Origin of the sequence: Paenibacillus oryzisoli (assembly GCF_050467285.1) — a bacterium.
GTDB lineage: Bacteria > Bacillota > Bacilli > Paenibacillales > NBRC-103111 > Paenibacillus_E > Paenibacillus_E oryzisoli_A.
Window position 1 is genome coordinate 570,130 of sequence record NZ_JBCMUN010000009.1, and the last position, 18,262, is coordinate 588,391.

General features: G+C 53.1%; 23 protein-coding genes and 1 riboswitch. Of the genes, 7 read left to right on the forward strand and 16 right to left on the reverse strand.

All coding sequences use genetic code 11. From position 1 onward, the window contains the following. Window positions 1-22 precede the first annotated feature (22 nt). Window positions 23-2,509, reverse strand: a complete 2,487-nt coding sequence (gene hrpB, locus ABE504_RS17905) for an ATP-dependent helicase HrpB (protein WP_430091180.1) — start codon at window positions 2,507-2,509, stop codon at window positions 23-25. Next, the gene (locus ABE504_RS17910) at window positions 2,490-2,678 is read right to left on the reverse strand and encodes a hypothetical protein (RefSeq protein ID WP_430091182.1); all 189 of its coding nucleotides are present in this window, start codon (window positions 2,676-2,678) and stop codon (window positions 2,490-2,492) included. The genes hrpB and ABE504_RS17910 overlap by 20 nt, the downstream gene beginning before the upstream one ends. A 176-nt stretch (window positions 2,679-2,854) precedes the next feature. On the opposite strand from ABE504_RS17910, the gene ABE504_RS17915 reads away from it, so the two are divergent. After that, window positions 2,855-3,109, forward strand: coding sequence for a YpbS family protein (locus ABE504_RS17915; RefSeq protein ID WP_430091184.1), 255 nt, complete (start codon window positions 2,855-2,857; stop codon window positions 3,107-3,109). A gap of 15 nt (window positions 3,110-3,124) precedes the next feature. Then, a complete protein-coding gene (locus tag ABE504_RS17920; protein ID WP_430091186.1) occupies window positions 3,125-3,289 on the forward strand; it encodes a hypothetical protein in 165 nt (54 codons plus the stop codon). A gap of 221 nt (window positions 3,290-3,510) precedes the next feature. On the opposite strand, the gene ABE504_RS17925 is transcribed toward ABE504_RS17920, so the two are convergent. Next, window positions 3,511-4,152 carry an NUDIX hydrolase gene (locus ABE504_RS17925; protein WP_430091188.1) on the reverse strand — a complete coding sequence of 214 codons (642 nt, stop codon included), beginning with the start codon at window positions 4,150-4,152 and terminating at the stop codon, window positions 3,511-3,513. 24 nt (window positions 4,153-4,176) lie between these two features. After that, window positions 4,177-4,431, reverse strand: coding sequence for a DUF2164 domain-containing protein (locus ABE504_RS17930; RefSeq protein WP_430091190.1), 255 nt, complete (start codon window positions 4,429-4,431; stop codon window positions 4,177-4,179). Window positions 4,432-4,609: 178 nt separating this feature from the next. Here ABE504_RS17930 and ABE504_RS17935 point away from each other — a divergent pair, with 178 nt between their 5' ends. The 4 genes from ABE504_RS17935 (at window position 4,610) to ABE504_RS17950 (ending at window position 6,924) form a co-directional block, all read left to right on the forward strand. Then, window positions 4,610-4,786 carry a hypothetical protein gene (locus ABE504_RS17935; RefSeq protein ID WP_430091192.1) on the forward strand — a complete coding sequence of 59 codons (177 nt, stop codon included), beginning with the start codon at window positions 4,610-4,612 and terminating at the stop codon, window positions 4,784-4,786. Between the two features lie 83 nt (window positions 4,787-4,869). Next, window positions 4,870-5,853 (forward strand): YpdA family putative bacillithiol disulfide reductase, encoded by a 984-nt coding sequence (locus ABE504_RS17940; protein ID WP_430091193.1) that lies wholly within the window; start codon window positions 4,870-4,872, stop codon window positions 5,851-5,853. A gap of 155 nt (window positions 5,854-6,008) precedes the next feature. Continuing rightward, on the forward strand, window positions 6,009-6,308 hold the full coding sequence (locus tag ABE504_RS17945) for a hypothetical protein (RefSeq protein ID WP_430091195.1): 300 nt from the start codon (window positions 6,009-6,011) through the stop codon (window positions 6,306-6,308). Window positions 6,309-6,378: 70 nt separating this feature from the next. Next, window positions 6,379-6,924, forward strand: coding sequence for a GNAT family N-acetyltransferase (locus ABE504_RS17950; protein ID WP_430091197.1), 546 nt, complete (start codon window positions 6,379-6,381; stop codon window positions 6,922-6,924). 167 nt (window positions 6,925-7,091) lie between these two features. Here ABE504_RS17950 and ABE504_RS17955 read toward each other — a convergent pair whose 3' ends face one another. The 12 genes from ABE504_RS17955 to ABE504_RS18010 all read right to left on the reverse strand — a co-directional run bounded on the left by ABE504_RS17955 (window position 7,092) and on the right by ABE504_RS18010 (window position 17,591). Continuing rightward, the gene (locus ABE504_RS17955) at window positions 7,092-8,078 is read right to left on the reverse strand and encodes a hypothetical protein (protein ID WP_430091198.1); all 987 of its coding nucleotides are present in this window, start codon (window positions 8,076-8,078) and stop codon (window positions 7,092-7,094) included. Between the two features lie 109 nt (window positions 8,079-8,187). Beyond that, complete coding sequence (locus ABE504_RS17960; RefSeq protein ID WP_430091200.1) at window positions 8,188-8,739, reverse strand: DNA-3-methyladenine glycosylase I; 552 nt, start codon at window positions 8,737-8,739, stop codon at window positions 8,188-8,190. A 75-nt stretch (window positions 8,740-8,814) separates the two neighbouring features. Next, window positions 8,815-9,621 carry a TatD family hydrolase gene (locus ABE504_RS17965; protein WP_430091201.1) on the reverse strand — a complete coding sequence of 269 codons (807 nt, stop codon included), beginning with the start codon at window positions 9,619-9,621 and terminating at the stop codon, window positions 8,815-8,817. Then, window positions 9,614-10,381, reverse strand: a complete 768-nt coding sequence (locus ABE504_RS17970) for an ABC transporter ATP-binding protein (protein WP_430091203.1) — start codon at window positions 10,379-10,381, stop codon at window positions 9,614-9,616. Before ABE504_RS17970 ends, ABE504_RS17965 begins: the two co-directional genes overlap by 8 nt. A 13-nt stretch (window positions 10,382-10,394) precedes the next feature. After that, entirely contained in the window at window positions 10,395-11,162 is a 768-nt protein-coding gene (locus ABE504_RS17975; RefSeq protein ID WP_430091205.1) for an ABC transporter permease, read from the reverse strand. Beyond that, the gene (locus tag ABE504_RS17980; protein ID WP_430091207.1) at window positions 11,162-11,452 is read right to left on the reverse strand and encodes a thiamine-binding protein; all 291 of its coding nucleotides are present in this window, start codon (window positions 11,450-11,452) and stop codon (window positions 11,162-11,164) included. The genes ABE504_RS17975 and ABE504_RS17980 overlap by 1 nt, the downstream gene beginning before the upstream one ends. 21 nt (window positions 11,453-11,473) lie before the next feature. Beyond that, window positions 11,474-12,493 carry an ABC transporter substrate-binding protein gene (locus ABE504_RS17985; protein ID WP_430091209.1) on the reverse strand — a complete coding sequence of 340 codons (1,020 nt, stop codon included), beginning with the start codon at window positions 12,491-12,493 and terminating at the stop codon, window positions 11,474-11,476. Between the two features lie 122 nt (window positions 12,494-12,615). Continuing rightward, a riboswitch (TPP riboswitch) is annotated at window positions 12,616-12,725 on the reverse strand. Between the two features lie 49 nt (window positions 12,726-12,774). Further along, window positions 12,775-13,626: a patatin-like phospholipase family protein gene (locus tag ABE504_RS17990; RefSeq protein WP_430091210.1), complete on the reverse strand. Its 852-nt coding sequence runs from the start codon at window positions 13,624-13,626 to the stop codon at window positions 12,775-12,777. 272 nt (window positions 13,627-13,898) lie between these two features. Beyond that, the gene (locus ABE504_RS17995) at window positions 13,899-14,030 is read right to left on the reverse strand and encodes a hypothetical protein (protein ID WP_277600980.1); all 132 of its coding nucleotides are present in this window, start codon (window positions 14,028-14,030) and stop codon (window positions 13,899-13,901) included. 79 nt (window positions 14,031-14,109) lie between these two features. Further along, window positions 14,110-15,666 (reverse strand): DUF3369 domain-containing protein, encoded by a 1,557-nt coding sequence (locus ABE504_RS18000; protein ID WP_430091212.1) that lies wholly within the window; start codon window positions 15,664-15,666, stop codon window positions 14,110-14,112. Continuing rightward, complete coding sequence (locus tag ABE504_RS18005; protein ID WP_430091213.1) at window positions 15,663-17,198, reverse strand: ATP-binding protein; 1,536 nt, start codon at window positions 17,196-17,198, stop codon at window positions 15,663-15,665. The genes ABE504_RS18000 and ABE504_RS18005 overlap by 4 nt, the downstream gene beginning before the upstream one ends. Window positions 17,199-17,210: 12 nt before the next feature. Next, window positions 17,211-17,591 (reverse strand): hypothetical protein, encoded by a 381-nt coding sequence (locus tag ABE504_RS18010; protein WP_430091215.1) that lies wholly within the window; start codon window positions 17,589-17,591, stop codon window positions 17,211-17,213. 306 nt (window positions 17,592-17,897) lie between these two features. On the opposite strand from ABE504_RS18010, the gene ABE504_RS18015 reads away from it, so the two are divergent. Next, the gene (locus ABE504_RS18015) at window positions 17,898-18,215 is read left to right on the forward strand and encodes a hypothetical protein (RefSeq protein ID WP_430091216.1); all 318 of its coding nucleotides are present in this window, start codon (window positions 17,898-17,900) and stop codon (window positions 18,213-18,215) included. The last annotated feature ends 47 nt before the right edge of the window (window positions 18,216-18,262 follow it).

Here is an 18,262-nt window from a genome sequence, read left to right on the forward strand (position 1 = left end):
GCTCAGCTTCCTTCCTTGCCGGCTACGTGCGCGGCTTCGCCCGATTCGTCGGCATTGCCGCCATCGGGTCGTCCGGCCAGTAATGTTTGGGGTAACGGCCTTTGAGGTCTTTTTTCACTTCGAAATAGGCATCCCGCCAAAAGCTTGCCAAATCCCTCGTCACCTGAACAGGCCGCTGCGCAGGCGACAGCAGGTGGATTGTGATCGGCACCCGCCCTTTCGCAATCCTCGGGGTATCCGTCAAACCGAACATTTCCTGCAGCCGCACGGACAACTTTGGCGACTCTAGGTCACTGTAGTCGACGGGGATGCGAGAACCGCTCGGCACGGTGATATGCGTAGGCGCCCATTCGTCAAGGGAGCGCCGCTGCTCCCATGTTAGCATTTCTTCTAATAGGCTTGTCAAGTTGATGCGTTCCAAGCCGCCTTTGGATTTCACGCCGTACAGATGCGGCCCTGCCCACGTCTCGAGCGTAGCCAGCAGAGACTCCTCGCGCATATCCGGCCAGTCCTCCACGAAGCGATGTAAAAAGAGGCATCGCTGCTGATACTGTCTGGCCTGCCGCGTCCACGGCAGGATATCCAGCGACTCCGCCCGAATGCCGCTCAACAGCGCCTCCAGCACACGCTCCGGGTCTGGATTCGCCAGCACCGTCTCTTTCAGCGTCAAAGCGCCGAACTGCCAACGCTCCCTGGCTTTGACCGCTCCGCCTGCCGCGTCCCACTGCATGAGCTTCTCCTTGCGGATGCGTCCCTCAAAAGCCGCATACAATGCCCCCTCTTCCAGCGGCGCCGCCAAATAAATGCGGCTGTCCACGCCGCTGTCCTCGAGCTCGGCCGCAACCAGATACCGCTCGTTCGAGAGCGATTGCAGCTCCGGCAGCTCAGCGCCGCGCCCGCCGCTGAGCAAAAAACGCCCCGTCGATCGCCGCTGTGCGACGCGGTCGGGGTACGCGAAGGCGAGCAGCAAGCCGCTCGCCGCCGGGTCCGCGCCGCTCGGCTTCACGCCGAGCGACCGCATCAACTCGCCCGCTTCCGCCGCCATGCGGCGGCACACGCGGGCGTCGACACCCTCGCGCTGCTCGCCTGCGGCAGCGCGTCGGATCAGTTCGATGCGGCTGCGCACATCCGCATCCTTTGCTGCGGCGCGCAGGGCATCGCGCTCGCTCAGCATCACCGCGAGCTCGCACGCCAGCGCGCCGAGCTCGAGCGGAATGGCTTGCAGCACCATGTGCGCAAGCCGGGGGTGCAGGGGCAGCACAGCGAGGCGCCCCCCATGCGGCGTCAAGCCGCCGCTCTCGTTCAGCGCGCCGAGCTGAACGAGCAGATCCCGCGCCTGGAGGTACGCAGCCTCCGGCGGAGGGTCCAGCCAGACCAGCGCAGCAGGGTCAGGTTCGCCCCAGGCGGCGAGCTCCAGAGCCAGCGGAGCGAGATCCGCCTCGCGGATCTCGGGCACCGAGCTTGGCGGGAGCTGCCGGTGCTCGGGCTCGGTCCACAGGCGGTAGCACACGCCTGGACCGAGCCGGCCCGCCCGGCCTCTGCGCTGATCCGCAGAGGCGACCGACACCGGCACCGTCTCCAGACGGGTCATGCCGGTGCGGGGCGAGAAGCGCGGCACACGCATGAGCCCGCTGTCGATCACCACCGTGACGCCCTCCACGGTGAGGCTTGTCTCGGCGATGGAGGTCGCCAGCACGACCTTCCGGTGGCCTGGCGTGCGCACAGGCGCCAAAGCACGGTCCTGCGCCTCCTGCGGCAAATTCCCGTAGAGCGACGCAATCTCCACCTCCCGGCCAAGCTGAAGCGCAGCGAGGCCGCTCGCCGTACGATGGATCTCCGCCGTACCGGGAAGGAATACCAGCACGCTGCCCTCATGCGCCCTGAGCGCCTGCGCGACCGCCGCCACAACGGCCTTCTCAATCGGCCCTGTGATCGGCTTCGGCGCATAATGCGTCTCGACCGGATACGTGCGGCCTTCGCTTTCCAGAATCGGCGCGCCGTCCAGCAGCGCGGACACCGCCTCGGCTTCCATCGTCGCTGACATGATGAGCAGCCTTAGATCGTCGCGAAGCACCGTCTGAATTTGACGGCACAGCGCCAGTCCAAGATCGGCGTGCAGGCTGCGCTCATGGAATTCGTCAAAAATAACGATCCCGACGCCCTCCAACGCCGGATCGTTCTGCAGCATCCGGGTGAGGACGCCTTCCGTGATCACTTCAATCCGCGTGGCGGAGCTGACACGCGTATCCCCTTTGACCCGATAGCCGACGGTCTCGCCGACGGATTCCCCAAGCTGTTGTGCCATAAATCGCGCTGCCGCCCGAGCCGCCAACCTTCGCGGTTCCAGCATGATGATTTTGCGGCCCTGCAGCCATTCCGCCCGCAGCAGGGCCAGCGGCACGCGGGTCGTTTTCCCCGCGCCTGGTTGGGCCACGACTAGCGCGCACGCGCTTTGGTCGAGCGTTTCAAGCAGGGGCGTCAGGATCGCGTCAATCGGTAAAACCGGCACCGTGATCACCCCGCCTTTTAGTTAATACCATTAATGATTCATGTTGATAATTAAAAATCACAGTTTCTTCATTCCTTTTCCCTTGACTAGCCTGTTCCTTCTCTTTCCAATCGTGTATACTATTAAGAGGTTGTTCAGAAAGTCGTCTTTTGATCACGATGTAATCCATGAAGCGGACTCGACTTCGAATCTTGCGTTCACCTTCGAAGTGCGGTGCTCATGTAGGTTTTGCCTACACTCCGCTCCTCCTTCTTCAGCTTCTCGCAATCTTCTCGGTGCTGAAAACCCGACTTTTTGAACTCGCACTACAGTGTGAATCTGCCTATTTAAAGGAGAACTTTCTACATGAATGTACATGAAGCTATATCCCAACATTCAAAAAAGCAGCACCAGCACCTGGTCCGTTTTGCCGAGCTGGATGCCAAGCGTGAGCAGGCCATTGAAGCTGCAGTCGATCTGTGCAGACGCGGACTTCCTTTTTCCGTGGGCGCCATCAATCAGGTAACGGCTCAGATTATCGCACACGCCAAAGAAGGCATTTCTCCTCTTCGTTCCTATGTAACCGAGGAAATGGTCCGTAATTACGTGAAAAAAGGGTAAGGAGATACATAATTTATGGGCGTATTAACCTTTATTTCGATGCTGCTGATGGGTTCGGCTTTCAGCGCCGGCTTCCTGCTGTTGTTCAAGCGTAAAATTACGTTTGGCATTCTATGCATCGCGCTTTCTATCGTTTGCTACGTAGCCTATGTCTACATCGCAAATGCCTACTTTGTCTAGTGTGACCCGCAGGAAGAACCGTTCAGTCTGGCTGAACCGGTTCTTTTTTCGTATCCGCCCAGGGCGTGTCTGAAAACCCGCTCAGGGGCATCTTTCACCACCTTTTCGCCCCCTGCTGCGTCACTTTCGCTTGACGTACCCCCGGTACGCCTTCACAAAAGTTCCTTGCATGGAACGAAAATTCGGCAAAATCTGCGGCCCTCTGAGCATTCAGACTCGCCCTAAAGCCATCCTTGCCTCGCCATCTCCCCAAAAAGAAGCTCATAATACGCAGGCGGATGCGGAACTAAATTTTCCCGCGTCACCGTCATATTGGCTTCCTGGTACTCGCCAGCGTCGCCGATTTGGATCCCCGTCCCCGGAATTTCCGTCAATTCCCCCTGAACCAACCTGGCGAACGCCTGCAAATCCACCGCAAACAACCCGTTGACTTCCTCAACCTGTAAAATGAAATCCCTAATGTCCTTGCTTACCTCATAGAGAAATACATGGCAGAACTCACGATCAATCAGCGTGGGCGAAATGACATCCTCTTCCGCAAACATACCGCAAGGGATTAAATCCTCAAAACGAGCCGTCAGGCCCAGTTCCTCCTCCAACTCCCGTACTCCCGCTTCCACGGTTTCTCCAGCCGCCAAATGACCGGCACTAGAGATGTCCAGCAAGTCGGGAAAAAGGTCTTTATTCGGTGCGCGCAGCTGCAAATAAAGCTGAGGCGTCTCCATCGACCTATTGACGACCCAGCATTGGAACGTCTGGTGCCATAAACCCTTAGCATGCACCTCCGAACGTGGCGCAACGCCGAGCCATTTCCGATTTTCATCGTAAATATCGAATTGTTCTTCTGATTTTGCCTGCATCATGCTAATTCTCCTCAACCTCGCTCGCTATCTTCTTGCCCGTTTGGACACTTTCAATGCGTACAAATCCTCTTCCAGCACCGCCATACGGTCACTCACCGTTCGGCACGCATCTTCAATCGCTTGATTATAGATCGGTTCCTTCAACTGATTTATCATGTAATCCACTAATTGTTCAGTGGCCAATTGCCCCAACGTGACGCCATGCTCCAGCTCCAAATGCGCCTGCAAGTCGTCAATCAGCGTCTGTTTTTCTTCTTTTGGCAGTTTAATCGGTTTCATAAGTTCCTCCTGTCCCAATTATTATAGCGGATTTTGGCACGCGGAACTATCTTCCAACAGCTCCCCCGCGCGATATGCGGCAATTTCCTTTTAAAGGGAATAAAAATGAACCCACCTGTACACGTTAAAAGTGTTTCACTACACAACAACAACCCATGAGAGAAAAGGACGTGCCACAATGGAAAACAACAAACACGCAGGCAATTATACCGGAACTACGAATACGAACGCTGAGAATCAAGACATGGCCTTCGTTAACGACACATTGGAAAATGCGCCAAACACGACGCCTGTCAATATCGCCAAAGACGATATCAGCGAGAATAACGAAGAAAAGCAGCTGAATCAAAAGTAGGCAGCACCTCGGCTGCACTTGGCATCTCCTCCCGGTTGCGCTACTATTAAGGTTGGATTTGGGACACGGGAGGAGAAATAATTATGGAACACGTCATTGTCATCGGTGCCGGCCCTTGCGGCTTATCCGCAGCCGTTGCCTTGCAGCGGGAAGGGCTTTCGCCATTACTCATAGAAAAAAACTGCATCGTCCATTCCATTTACTTGTATCCGACGTATTTGCAGTTTTTCAGTACGCCGGAGCTGCTTGAAATTGGCGGATATTCATTCACAACGCCGCACGAGAAGCCATACCGCCAGGAAGCGCTTGTCTACTATCGGGAAGTCGCTCGCCGGGAGCAGCTGCGCATTCACAGCTATGAGGAAGCGGTGCGGATCGAACGCATCGGAGACTATTTTAAAGTCCATACCGTCAACCAGTTTGGCCGAAAAACTGAATATGACACGCGCAAAGTCGTCGTAGCAACCGGGTATTTTGATCATCCGAACCTGATCGGGATTCCTGGCGAGGATTTACCGAAAACGACACACTACTACAAGGAAGCCCACCCTTACGCCGGGGCAAAAGTTGCCATCATCGGAGGCAACAATTCCGCAGTCGATGCGGCGATGGACCTTCTTCGCGTAGGCGCCGACGTGACGGTCATCTATCGCGGGAGCGGCTTTTCCGCCAGTATCAAGCCGTGGGTCAGACCCTTATTTGAAAGTATGGTTAATAAAGGCCGTATCCAGATGTGGTTTAATTCTCAGGTTGGGGAGATTCGCGAACACGATATCGTTGTTCGTAAAGATGATGAACACGTCACCTTGGCGAACGACTTTGTGCTTGCGCTGACCGGCTTCCGACCGGATCGGCAGCTGCTCACAGACATCGGCGTCGATTTCCACCCGGAAACGAACGCGCCGATCGTGAATCCCGAGTCGATGGAGACGAACATCCCGGGCCTGTACGTAGCAGGTGTCGTAGCAGCATCGAAGTATGATGCGAACGAAATTTTTATTGAGTCCGGGCGCTTGCACGGGCTTGGCATTACAAAGCACATTGTGGATGGCATGCAGCACAAATAACGGATAAGAAGCGGGCCGTGGGCTCGCTTTTTTCTTTCCAACTCTATGAAAATATTTTCCAAATATCTGCTTTCACCCCTTCCATTACGAACATTTGTTTGTTATAATAGAAAAAAGAACAAATGTTCTATATCGCAGAGGAGGTTGTTATCACGATGAACACTACTCACAATTTTCGTTTTATTGAGCGGGATTATTGGTATCAGAAGGCATTGTGTGAAACTGACCACCTGCTGCCTGGACAAATCGATGACATGCTGGATGAAGCTTCCATGCATTACGCTGACTATACATTCAAGTTTTACGACGACGGTTCCGTCACTATTATTGATAACGATACGAACAATCTGATCAAGCCCCGCGAGCTTACCGGAGCAGTATACGACTTCTATGTGCGTAAACGGATTTACTTGATTAAGCAGAATTTGATTGAGAAGCAACTGCAGTATGCCTGATGGCGCTGCTGCCCATTTGATGAACCCTTATGTTTAGAAGTTTATTTTAAATAGACAGGAGCCACGTCCATTGTCTGAACAAAAACAGTTCCCTCAAGTCAGCATTGAACCTTGGTCCCCTGCAGGTCTGAATTTGCTCCATCTTCTCAATGCGCCCGACATGATGGAGCATCTCGGTGGCCCAGAAACGGAAGATCAGCTTGTCTCACGGCACGAGCGTTATTTGACCCTTACTGAACGCAGGGCCGGCTGCATGTTCAGCGTTGTATCGCTGCCAGACGGCCAGGTCGTCGGCAGTGTAGGCTACTGGAACAGCAAATGGCAGGAGGAGGACATCTACGAGATGGGCTGGGGCATCCTGCCTGCGTTTCAAGGAAAAGGCTTTGCGACTGCAGCGGTTCGGGAAGCTATTGCGCTCGCCAAAGCGGCTACAGACGATGGTGCCGATTCCGATGCCAGCAAGCAGATCAAGTTTATTCATGCCTTTCCGAGCATCGATAACCCAGCTTCCAATGCCGTTTGCCGGAAGCTCGGCTTCACGCTGATGCATCCGTGCTCGTTCGAGTATCCGCCAGGTCACTTCATGCAGTGCAACAATTGGCGGTTGGGCATTTAGTATAGTCCGACTAGACAAACTAGAACTAAGAGGCGATACCTCCCATTGAGGGGAAGAACTCGTCTCTTTTTTTGTCGCATGAACAAATAACGGCAAGCATCGAGACATTTTTCCTTCGATGCTTGCCGTTATTCCTTGTTTTCTCCAATCCGGTCAATCTGCCCGCTCTACGTCTGCTCGTCGCTTTGAACCCACATGTCGCCAGCCCACGTACGAATATGATACCAATGTTGATGATTGGGTGCGATCCATCTTTCAAAGGCCGTAACGGTTTGCGGCGTTAGGATGCCGAACGTCGGGAACGACATTGTTGGAAACAGATGAAGCACCGTTTCTTTGCTGAGCGTGACTTTCTGTTCAAACGGCTCTGCGCCAACTGGCTGCGCATAGTCCGGATTGATCCAGAAGGTGCTGTCATCTTTCGTACGCACATGGTAAACGCCATTTTGCGTTTTTTCAAAAGCAACAACGTGCTGCGGTGGAATGAACTGGGCATCCGAAGGACGCTGCAAGCGGTTCGCTGTATCGTAGTCCTCCATGTACAACGTCTCTGTCGGCAGATCCATAGCTTGATTCAAGACTTCCATGTCCGTCAGCATATGAGGATTGGACACAAGCCACATATCTCCCAGCCAAGTAGTTTCGATTCGATAAGAGTTCGTCAAATAGGAGGCAGGCGATTCGAAAATGGCATTGGCATGGACCGTTTGCGGGGTAAGCGCAGCATCGGTCGTTGCCGATAAAGCCGGCTGGCTATACAGTGACGCCGACCACAGCAAGGCAATATTGGTGTCGATTGGCTTGACGACGCCGATTTTCTCGTAGTCTAGGTGCATCCAAAGATCACCTGCCCACGTGGTTTTGATCTGAATCCATACTTTCTCACCGCGCCCTTTAGCGTACCATTCTTGCTCCGCCTCGACCGTTACCACATCTTGAGGTGTCAGCGCCGCAATCGGACGGAATGAATCATCAGGCTCGGCGTAAAGATCTGTCCGCTCGAATAATGTGATAACGGGCGGAATCGCAGGCGGCTCAAACTTTCGGATATTGGGACTAGGGGCAGCGGCATGGACCGGCACATTGACAATCGCATTGACTAACATCCCCACAAGTACAAGGCCATATAGGGGCTTACGTCGTTTCATCTTCAATGAACTCATTACCTCCTTAGCAGATCGCTTTCAAAGTTAGACGCAGTTACGCCTCCCAATGTTCAAAAACCACCGAAACGGCATTCACTCCCGTTTCGATGGCCCCTGCTCAATTCGCTTTAAAACATCCCTGCATATGATCATTCACCATACCTACGCCCTGCATATACGCATAGCAAATCGTCGATCCGACGAATTTGAAGCCGCGCTTCTTCAGGTCCTTGCTCATCGCATCCGACACGTCGGTGCTCGCTGGCAGCCGCTGACCGTGCTCGTAGTGGTTCACAAGCGGCTTGCCGCCAACGAAGTGCCAAATATAGGCGTCAAACGTGCCAAACTCTTCCTTCACCTGCAGAAACGCCTTCGCGTTCTGCACGGCCGCGGCAATTTTGAGCCGGTTGCGAACGATGCCCGGATTTTGCATCAGATCCTGCATTTTCGCATCGTCGTACTGTGCGACCACTTCGGGGTCCCATCCATCAAACGCTTCGCGGTAGCTCTCGCGCTTCTTGAGAATCGTGTACCAGCTCAAGCCTGCTTGCGCGCCCTCCAGATTGAGCATCTCGAACAGTTTGCGGTCGTCATGTACGGGTACGCCCCATTCATGATCGTGATAGTGTATATATAGCGGATCTTCATTTACCCAACTGCAACGATGCATGTTCGTCTTCACCTCACTGATAATAGAACAAATGTTCTATGCCAATTATAAAACAAAGACTAACCGGTTGTCCAGCTAGTCTTTGTCAGGCTCGCTCAATCCATAGAACCGCTCCGTATTCCCACGCACAATCGCCGCCGTCTCCCCCATAGAAAGTCCCTTTAACAAAGCGATCTGCTCAATAACAGCATGAACCATGCGCGGATGCGTTTCCTGTCCCTCAAATGGCCCCTCGAACGGCCAAGGCCCGTCAGTTTCCACCATGATGTGCGTCAATGGATATTCACGAACAAGTGTTCGAACCCCTTCTTCATACCACACATCCGGTGTGATTGAAATGAAATATCCCGCCTCGATCATACGCTGTACCGTACTCGCCGGCCCTTTAAACCAATGGAAGTGAGCCTTCTTCACGCCATGCTGTTGAAGCAAGTCGATCACAACATCGGCATCCTCGTACACGGCATGGAGCACGACAGGCTTATTAAGTTCCGCAGCCAGCGCTATAAACTGCTCCAGCATCTCCACATACGGCTCCACCTCAAAATGACGCCCCTCCGCTTCCACTTCCGTGCGCGTATAATAAGGCAGCCCGACTTCGCCGATCGCAACCATTTCATCCTTCCGCTCCCGAATCCATGCCAGCAGCTCAGCAAGTTCTTCAGCCGAAGGCAGCGCCTGCTCGGGATGATAGCCATACGCCGCCCACACGCGATCCGGGAATGACTTCCTCAGACGCTGCGTCGCTTGGCAGGACACCAAATGGCGCGACACCGCCACGAGCCCTAACACCCTGTCGCTAGCCAGCTCCTCGCACATTTGCCGAGCCCGCTCCTCCGGGTACATATCCAAGTGGATATGCGCATCGATCGCGTCAAACATAAGCTCTCTCCCCTCTCAACAAACGCCGAATATTCTGCCTTTGCTCAATAAATACCGGCTCCAGCATCACTGCTTCCGTCCTCGGCCTAACGAATGGCACACGAATCTCCTCCAGCACGGTCGACGGCTTGCCCGAAAGCACATAAATGCGATCCGACAAGAAGAGCGCTTCCTCAATGCTGTGCGTAATAAATAAAATCGAGCGCTTATTCTGCTCCCATATATTGAGCAGCCACGCCTGCATCTCGAGCCTCGTCAGCGCGTCCAACGCCCCGAACGGCTCGTCCAGGCACATAAGCTCCTGAGGACTTAGCAAAGCTCTCAGAAAAGCCACACGCTGCTGCATGCCGCCTGACAAGACATGCGGATACTCCCGCTCATAGCCGCCCAATCCGACCTTCGGCAGCCATTCACGCGCTTTCTCCAGCGCACTACTCCGGCCTTCCCCCGCCACTTCCATGCCCAACGCGACATTGGCTTCAATCGAGCGCCACGGAAACAGTGCAGGCACTTGCGGCATGTAAGAGATCAAGCCTTTCTCACCAGTGATTTGCTTGCCGTCCAGCCATACTTCCCCGGCTGTCGGCTTGATCAACCCGCCGATAATATGAAACAGCGTGCTCTTCCCGCTCCCCGAAGGGCCGATGAGCGACACGAACTCCCCTTCACCGACGGTGAGGGAAATATCGCCGAGCACGGGCTGGAGCTGCTTTTTGACCGGAAAGCTGTGTCGGATTTCTTTCAATTCCAAATTCGCCATCGCACTAGCCTCCTTAAGATGACCGCTTCGTCTGCCAGCGAATGACCAGTTTCTCAAGCCCGGCAATGCACCAGAAAAAGAGCAAGCTCAAGATCACAATAATGCCGATCGCCACGAACTCGCGGTCCGCCCGAAACGCAGATTTTTGCAAAATCATATAATACCCCAGCCCGCCGTTCCCGCCGAGCCACTCCGCAATCACCGCACCCATGACGCTGTACGTGGCGGAGATCTTTAACCCCGTAAATAAAAATGGCAGCGCATGCGGCAGCTCAAGTTTGTAAAAAATTTGACGCGCACTCGCGCCGATCATGTGCATGTAGCTGAGCATACTTCGATCCGTCTGCGTCAAGCCATCGAGCGTCGACATCGTCACAGGAAAAAAGCAAACAAGTGAAATAAGGACAAGCTTCGGCATTAGGCCGAAACCGAACAATATGATTAATAAAGGCCCGATCGCAATGACAGGGACGTTCTGCGAAAGAATGAGCAGCGGATAAAAGCCTGCCTTCACGAACGGCATCCGGTGCAGCACGCACGCGACCAGCAAGCCGATCGCGCTGCCAACACCAAAACCGAGCAGCATCAGCTTGAGCGTCGCCCATGTGTGCATCCACACGCGCGGCATCTCCGTCGTGCCGTCGCGCAGTATTTTCAGCGGGCTGGGAAGCAGCCACGACGCTGTACCGCCCCAAGTGACGGCCAGCTGCCAAACGAGCAGAAGCAGGATAACCACCACAAGGGGCGGCCATCCTGCTCGAAACCAGCGCGATTTGCGCATTACCGATATTTCTCCGTCAGCTTGTCCATCGACGCGCCGGACGGATTGAAGTAAATTTTCACTTGGGAAATGACGTTTGGACTGCCCATGTCGATCATCGCTGCGTTCATATCTTGGATGATTTGCAGCAGATGCGGAAGGTCCCCTTCCATCGTCGTTTCCAGTGGAGATACGAAATATTTGACGCCCGATGCCGCAATCACTTCAATTGCGCGATCCACATAAGGGATGACGTCCTCGTTATTCACCGTTTTAGGCAAAATTTGAATACTTACAAGCGCGTTTGCCATGCTCCTGCCGCCTCCCTCAGATTATTTCGTGCCTGCCGCCGGCAGGAAGTCGTTCGTAAAAGCTGCGTCGACGTCCAACTTCTTCTCCAGCAGCTTATGATCCAGCATCCAGTTCGCGTAGTTCTCCCAGACGCTGCGCTTTTGCTCGCCCCAACGCGGCGCGTCGTCCTGATAGCGGGTTGCGAGCCATTTTTGGGACGCTGTTACCAGCTTCGGATCCAGATCAGGCACAGCTTTAATCAAAACATTCGCCGCGTCCTCCGGCTTCGCAATCGCGAATTGGTACCCTTTCGCCGCAGCGGCAACAAAAGCCTTCACGACATCCGGCTTGGTTTTGATCATGTTTTCATTCGTAGCCAGCACCGGCGTATAATAATCCAGTTTATCCGAGTATTTGTTCAAATAAATCATGTTCATCGGCTCGCCGCGCAGCTCAGCGTCAATGCCTGTCCACGCATAGTAGATCCAGGCAAAATCAATATCCCGCTTCACTGCCGTAAAATAATCCGCCTCGCCGATATTGACCATCTTCACCTTGCTCGCATCCGCTTTCTCGGATTGCATCAACGATTCGATCATTGCGCTCTCGGACGGCGCTCCCCAACCGCCGTAGGTTTTGCCTTCAAAATCCTTCGGCGTCTTAATATTCTTCGCAACCGGCGATGCAAAACCGGACGTATTATGCTGAATGACCGCCGCAATGGAAACAAGCGGCACGCCTTGAATGCGGCCTTGTGTAATGCTCTCCTGATATGATACGCCAAATTCCGCCGCGCCGGAGGCGACCATCGCATCAGCCCCGCTCTCCCCTGGGGAAATAATTTGCACGTTTAAGCCCTCTTGCTCAAAGAAGCCTTGATCCTTCGCGACATAGAGGCCTGTATGATTCGTATTCGGCGTCCAGTCCAGCACGACCTTCACATCTGTCAGCGGCTTCGCGCTTCCCGCAGGCTTCGCCTCATCCGCCGGCGCTTTCCCGCAGCCCGCCATCAGCACCGTCAAGCCAACCAGCATCGCCGGTGCAATTTTCGTCCATTTCATGTTGTTTCCCCTCTCCGCTCTCTCGTTGTACCAAAAGAAAAAAGCCCCCGGAATCCGGGAGCGCCATCTGTAGAAAATGTAAGTTGACAAGCTGATTCAACCGCGGACAGCGGCCGAAGAACCTGCATGTAGTTATATTTCTCTACGCTGGCATTACCCAGATCAGATAAACGGTAAGTGACATAACGGTCACAATCTCAGCCTGACTTCACAAGCTCCCGTGTCGTTCTTATTGGTCAATCCTTACCATACCGCAAATTTCGACAAAAGGCAAATGTTCCTTATTTGGTGATCCATTCCTTTAGCTTCACGCCGAGCCGTCTGGCATCCTCATAGCCCAGTTCGAACAACGCTTGCAGCTTCTTCGGATCCTTCTCCATCCGGCCGACGGTCACTTTCTGCGAAGGACGAATAATCAGCGCGCTGCCGTCCGCTTCCATCGTGTCGATCATTTGCAGCGTATTGTTGTAAATTTCACTCCGGTTGACCAACACATTCACTAATCCCTTATACCGCGGATAAAAAGATCGTGCCAGCCACCCCTGCTTGAATGGCCGTTTCCGATACCCAAACTCCTTGGTCAATACAATTAAATGCTTCTTATTGCCGTCTGCCAAGGATTTTTGCACTGGGATCGGATCGACCAACCCGCCGTCAAACAGCGTCCTGCCTTTATACTGCATCGGCGTCGCCACGAATGGCAGTGAGCTGGAAGCTTGTATGATCGGAATTGTCTGCTCCATAAGCTCGTGTTTCGTAAAATAAATCGGTTCCCCCGTATGCGCGTCCGTCGTACCGATCGCAAATTGCTGCTCAGACTTGTAAAAGGTCTCATAGTCAAATGGGACCAGTTGATTCGGAATGACGTTAAATATAAAGTCCATGCCAAAAATGCTTTTATGTCGAATCAGGTTCCGATAGCTTAAATAGCGATGGTCGGCAATGTAATCGAGCGTCACCTTCTTGTTTCTGCCGAGCTGCCTCGAAATGTACGAAATGGCATTGCAAGCCCCCGCCGATACGCCAACAACGTAAGGAAAATATAAATCTTGTTCCATCAAGTATTCTAAGACTCCCGCAGTGTATACCCCGCGCATACCTCCGCCTTCCAGTACGAGTCCTATTCCTTCCATGGGAGGCACCCTCTTTCTAACTGTCTAACTGCACCACTGTCTAGCATACAGGAAATGTAAATCAAAATAAACGTGTCTTTCCCTTCGAAAATGGGACAAACACGCAGATTTTCTCTATTTTTCGCGATAAGATTGCGGGAAAAAGGCAGTTTAGGCGCGTTTTTGCGGAAATTCAAGAAACTGTCCTCAACTAATTTACAGTTTTGGCGAAAATGAAAAAGAGGAAGCAAGAAACTGCCTTGCCTCCTCGGAGATTATGCCTCCCACACGCATTACGTGCTTGTTTTACTAATATTGTTGAGGCTTGGAGGCAGCTTGTCCGCCTTTTCCTTGGACAGCGTCTGTGCCTCTTCGGTGAAGTGCGCCTCGTTCTGCTGATTGTTCTTCTTATCCGCTTTGCTCAAGTGAATCACCTCCGTCATCTCCACCGTAGTATGAGAAGCCGGAAGCGTTCTTATGCCTGCCGATCCTTCATGACATCAATCAGGCATACATTTCTTTGATCTGCAAGAATTCATCCAGATGGTTCAGGAACAAGTCCACAATCTGCGGGTCAAAATGCTTCCCTCTCTCGGTGCGCAGCAGCTCCAGCACGCGGTCAAGCTCCCATGCCTTCTTATATACCCGATCGCTGCATAACGCGTCAAATACGTCCGCCAGTGCCGCTATACGGCCGTATAGATGGATGTCCTCGCCTTTCAGTCCCTGCGGATACCCAGTGCCATCGTAGCGCTCGTGATGCTGCCAGGCAATGATCGCCGCGGCGTACAGCACTTTTTTATTCGAATGCTTCAGCATTTCATAGCCGAGATTCGCATGCGTCTTCATGATCTCGAATTCCTCGGGGGTGAGCGCCGCCGGTTTGTTCAGAATCGCGTCCGGAATTCCGACCTTCCCAACATCGTGCATCGGCGTCGCGAGCCGGATCACCTCCGCTTCGCTTTCCGACAAGCCGTATTTCAGCGCCAGCAGGCGGGAATATTCCGCAACACGCTTCACGTGATGGCCGGTTTCCTTCGATCTTGTCTCGGTAATTTCCCCCATCGTATAGATGATTTCCTGCTGCGTGCTCTCGAGCTCTTCATTCAAATACAGATTTTCGAAAGCGACCGAAACATTCGCGGAGTAAATATCGATCAGATAGCGCTCCCACTCGCTGAGTTCCTGGAAGCCGTTCATATAGATGACATTTTCCATGCCCATTTTGCTTTGAAAATAGACCAAAAACCGGTCCGCGGAGAAACTGCTTCTCCGGAGCAGAAACGCCTGCTCAATTTCGCTGAGCACGTCAATCGGCACAACGTCGCGCGCACGCGCGTCCTGGGAAGCCGCATAATCGCCGCTCGCCGCGAGGATATAAATATCTTCAACGCCCTTGGTCACGGCGAACGAGCAGTGAAGCGCGTTTTTGTGCACGTTGACGATCGACGTCATCTGCGTCAAAACGCCGGAGGCGAATTTTTTCAAGGATTGCAATTCAAATAAAGAGGCGGATGATTTAATAATTTCCTCTAAGCCGACACGGCTTTTTTCAATCGTTTTAATATCGCGATACGATCTAAGGGCGGTGACGACCGTCGTGAACAGCTTTTGCGAGGTCAGCTCCGTTTTTTCTTTATAATCGTTAATGTCATACTCCATGATGACCGTGCGCTCGGGAGCCTGCCCCGGCTGACCGGTGCGGAGGATAATCCGAATCGCCTGATTCTTGAGTTCTTCGCGAATATATCTCACAATCTGCAGCCCGGCGTCCTCCACCTCCATCACGACATCCAGCAGCACCACGGCGATGTTCGGCTGCTCCTGGAGCAACTGTTTGGCCTCGCGCGCGGAATAGGCGCTCAGAAAGTCGAGCTTGCGGCCTGCAAATTCAAAATCATGCAAAACCATCCGGGTCACCTGATGTATTTGCTTTTCGTCATCGACAATCAAGAGCAGCCAAGGCTCCTGTTCGCCGTCGGATAAATCCAGCTCATCTCCAATTTCCTCATCTGCAAACAGAAGCTCATCCACGTCAGCTTGTCCGGCTTCATTCGTCATAACAAAGCTTCCTCCTCTTTGGGGATTGTGATCGAAAACAGACTGCCTTGCCCCCGTGTGCTGTAACAGTGAATCATGCCGTTCAGCGATTGCGTCACGACATTGTACACGATGTTCATCCCGAGTCCCGTACCTCCACTGCCGCGGCTGGTCGTAAAGAACGGATCAAAAATATGATCGAGCACCTCTTGCGTCATTCCTTTGCCGTCATCGGAGTATGCAATTTCAATGTGGGCGCCCAAATCGCGAACGCGCATGGTCAACGTCCCCTCTTCATTCGGCGCATACGCGTGATTTAAAGAATTCATGACCAGGTTCGTCATAATCTGTGAGATGGCGCCCGGATATGTATAGAGCTGAATCGCTTCGTCGCAAATGATGTCCATACGCAAATGCGTCTTCTTGAGCGCCGGTCTGAGGCTCGCGACGATGCCGTCCAAATAGTCTTTCAGCTCAATGGTCCGCTTAATCTCGACGCTCTGATCCACAGAAATCTGCTTGAAGCTGCGAATAAGCGCGGACGCGCGCTCGAGATTCGTCAGCACCATGGTATTCGTCTCATGGGTCACGGCAAGGAATTGCTCGAGATCCGACTTTTTCATTTTACCTTGTTGAAACATCTCCGTAAAATGCTTCGTGCGGTCATCCAAATACGTGATCGCGGTAACGCCGATGCCGATCGGCGTATTGATCTCGTGCGACACGCCGGCGACAAGGCCGCCAAGCGCACTCATTTTCTCAGACTGGACCAGTTGGTCCTTCGCCACTTCCAGCGTCGTCAGCGCTTGCTGGAGCTGTTGGTAGCGCTCGTCCAGATTCGCGACCATGCCGTTAAAAGCGTCCGCCACCTCCTCAATCTCCGGTGAAGAAGCCATCTGCAGCTTGGGCAGCTCCCCGCCTTGCTTCACGACATTGGCCGCTTCCCGCAGCTTACCGAGCGGACGAATCACAATACTTCGCAAGATTAACCATATTAATATAGATAAAATAATCGCAATGCTGATCCCGACAACCAGAATCAACTTCGTTCTTTTCTCGAGCAGCACTTGCTCTTCGGTAGCGTCGAAGAAAACTTCAACCGCCCCAACTACGCTCCCATCCTCCTGAAGCGGAGCCGTTAGACGCACCACAGGACGATCATGGGCTGCCATTGGCACCCGATCGACGATCGTATGATCCTGATAAGGGATCATCACATCTGCAGCTCTGAGCTGCTTCCCGATTTCGGTCCGATTGGACGCGGCGAGTATGAATCCTTCTTTGTTGTAAAGCTTCATATCCAGCACATGCGGGTTCTTGTATCGGATATAGTCAAAAATCTGCTGCACATCGGTAACCGAACGCGATTCCTCGTATCTTCCGTTAATTGCAATCGTCATGCCGCTGATCTGGCTCACGTAAGCTTCTTTAATCGATTGGTTCAGGCTATATGTATCGAAGATCATCATGGTCGAAATCATGCCGACGGAGACGGCCGTCATCAAGACGACGATGCGTTTCTGCAAACTCAGTCTTTTGCGTCGTATAGGCATTCCGTAAGACACCTACTTCACTTCAAATGTGACCGTTTGGCCGACGTCGTACGGCGTATGATCGTTATTATGAAGCGAGACCCTCGCTTCGTGCTTACCGGGACTTAAATGCTCGAGCACCTTCTCAGGCTCAGTTACGATGATTTTCTCACTTCCATCTACGGATAAGTGAATATGCCCCTCTCCTGTCACTCGCGCATGATCGTAATGCTCTTTGGATAGCTTGAGGTCAGTCTTTATATGAAGTGTCGCCGTGTCGCCGCTAACGGTCGCTGTAACGTCGAGAGTCGGCGTAAAGGTGCTGGCAGCTTGTGAGTTGGTTTTGGCTGATCCACAGCCCGCCAAAAGCGCTGTTACAGCAAGGATCAAACATATCCCTTTCATCTTCTTCATGTGTCATCCTCCAGAAAAGAAAATCTTTTGTCTATCATTGTCAGATAGCGTCATCCTCTTTAGCTTAAGAAGTAAAAGGCGGTTTGTCTACTGTTATTTTGGCAACAAGTGTCATATCCAGAGCGCCGTGCCGGAGTTGGTGTTTTATTCTCAATTTTCAGACAATTAATGTCGAAAAATCATGATACCGCTCACATCCTGCGCTTCCCCAGGAAATAATTTCATTTCCCGCTCGAAGCATGATTTCCCGGCTTTTCGCGCAAGGTAGGATAGTCGCAATTTCTATTTATCAGGAGGTATCGCCCCATGACAGACACCCGCCAACACCAACAGCCTTTACAGCACGCAATCGACGCAGCCGATAACGCGATTCTGCAGGCACAGGACGCCGAACATCAGCTCCAACGCGCTCTCCAACAAGCCGATCCGCAGCGCATTCAATCGGCGCAAGCCGCGCTTGCACAAGCAAAGATTAACGTTCAGCAGGCGCAGGAGCAGTTGAAATCGTTCCCTGCACACGAATTCGGCACACAAACGGCTCAGAACGCGCAGCAGCTCTCCCAAGCCGCACAGGATCTGACGGCCAGCGAAGCGAAATCCCATATGCCGAAGCAAATTCGGTAACGCCCGTTTCAATATTTCCCGGAAAAAGCGATCGAATTTCGATTCGC

Bases quoted from the DNA above. Each gene is read 5' to 3' on its own strand.
- ABE504_RS17985 (WP_430091209.1), bottom strand. From the start codon at position 12,493: ATGAAATGGACGAAAATTGCACCGGCGATGCTGGTTGGCTTGACGGTG.
- ABE504_RS17990 (WP_430091210.1), bottom strand. From the start codon at position 13,626: ATGGAAGGAATAGGACTCGTACTGGAAGGCGGAGGTATGCGCGGGGTA.
- ABE504_RS18010 (WP_430091215.1), bottom strand. From the start codon at position 17,591: ATGAAGAAGATGAAAGGGATATGTTTGATCCTTGCTGTAACAGCGCTT.
- ABE504_RS17945 (WP_430091195.1), top strand. From the start codon at position 6,009: ATGAACACTACTCACAATTTTCGTTTTATTGAGCGGGATTATTGGTAT.
- ABE504_RS18005 (WP_430091213.1), bottom strand. From the start codon at position 17,198: ATGCCTATACGACGCAAAAGACTGAGTTTGCAGAAACGCATCGTCGTC.
- ABE504_RS18000 (WP_430091212.1), bottom strand. From the start codon at position 15,666: ATGACGAATGAAGCCGGACAAGCTGACGTGGATGAGCTTCTGTTTGCA.
- ABE504_RS17965 (WP_430091201.1), bottom strand. From the start codon at position 9,621: ATGTTTGACGCGATCGATGCGCATATCCACTTGGATATGTACCCGGAG.
- ABE504_RS18015 (WP_430091216.1), top strand. From the start codon at position 17,898: ATGACAGACACCCGCCAACACCAACAGCCTTTACAGCACGCAATCGAC.
- ABE504_RS17975 (WP_430091205.1), bottom strand. From the start codon at position 11,162: ATGCGCAAATCGCGCTGGTTTCGAGCAGGATGGCCGCCCCTTGTGGTG.
- ABE504_RS17940 (WP_430091193.1), top strand. From the start codon at position 4,870: ATGGAACACGTCATTGTCATCGGTGCCGGCCCTTGCGGCTTATCCGCA.
- ABE504_RS17930 (WP_430091190.1), bottom strand. From the start codon at position 4,431: ATGAAACCGATTAAACTGCCAAAAGAAGAAAAACAGACGCTGATTGAC.
- ABE504_RS17920 (WP_430091186.1), top strand. From the start codon at position 3,125: ATGGGCGTATTAACCTTTATTTCGATGCTGCTGATGGGTTCGGCTTTC.
- ABE504_RS17915 (WP_430091184.1), top strand. From the start codon at position 2,855: ATGAATGTACATGAAGCTATATCCCAACATTCAAAAAAGCAGCACCAG.
- ABE504_RS17980 (WP_430091207.1), bottom strand. From the start codon at position 11,452: ATGGCAAACGCGCTTGTAAGTATTCAAATTTTGCCTAAAACGGTGAAT.
- ABE504_RS17925 (WP_430091188.1), bottom strand. From the start codon at position 4,152: ATGATGCAGGCAAAATCAGAAGAACAATTCGATATTTACGATGAAAAT.
- ABE504_RS17960 (WP_430091200.1), bottom strand. From the start codon at position 8,739: ATGCATCGTTGCAGTTGGGTAAATGAAGATCCGCTATATATACACTAT.
- ABE504_RS17910 (WP_430091182.1), bottom strand. From the start codon at position 2,678: ATGGATTACATCGTGATCAAAAGACGACTTTCTGAACAACCTCTTAAT.
- ABE504_RS17935 (WP_430091192.1), top strand. From the start codon at position 4,610: ATGGAAAACAACAAACACGCAGGCAATTATACCGGAACTACGAATACG.
- ABE504_RS17970 (WP_430091203.1), bottom strand. From the start codon at position 10,381: ATGGCGAATTTGGAATTGAAAGAAATCCGACACAGCTTTCCGGTCAAA.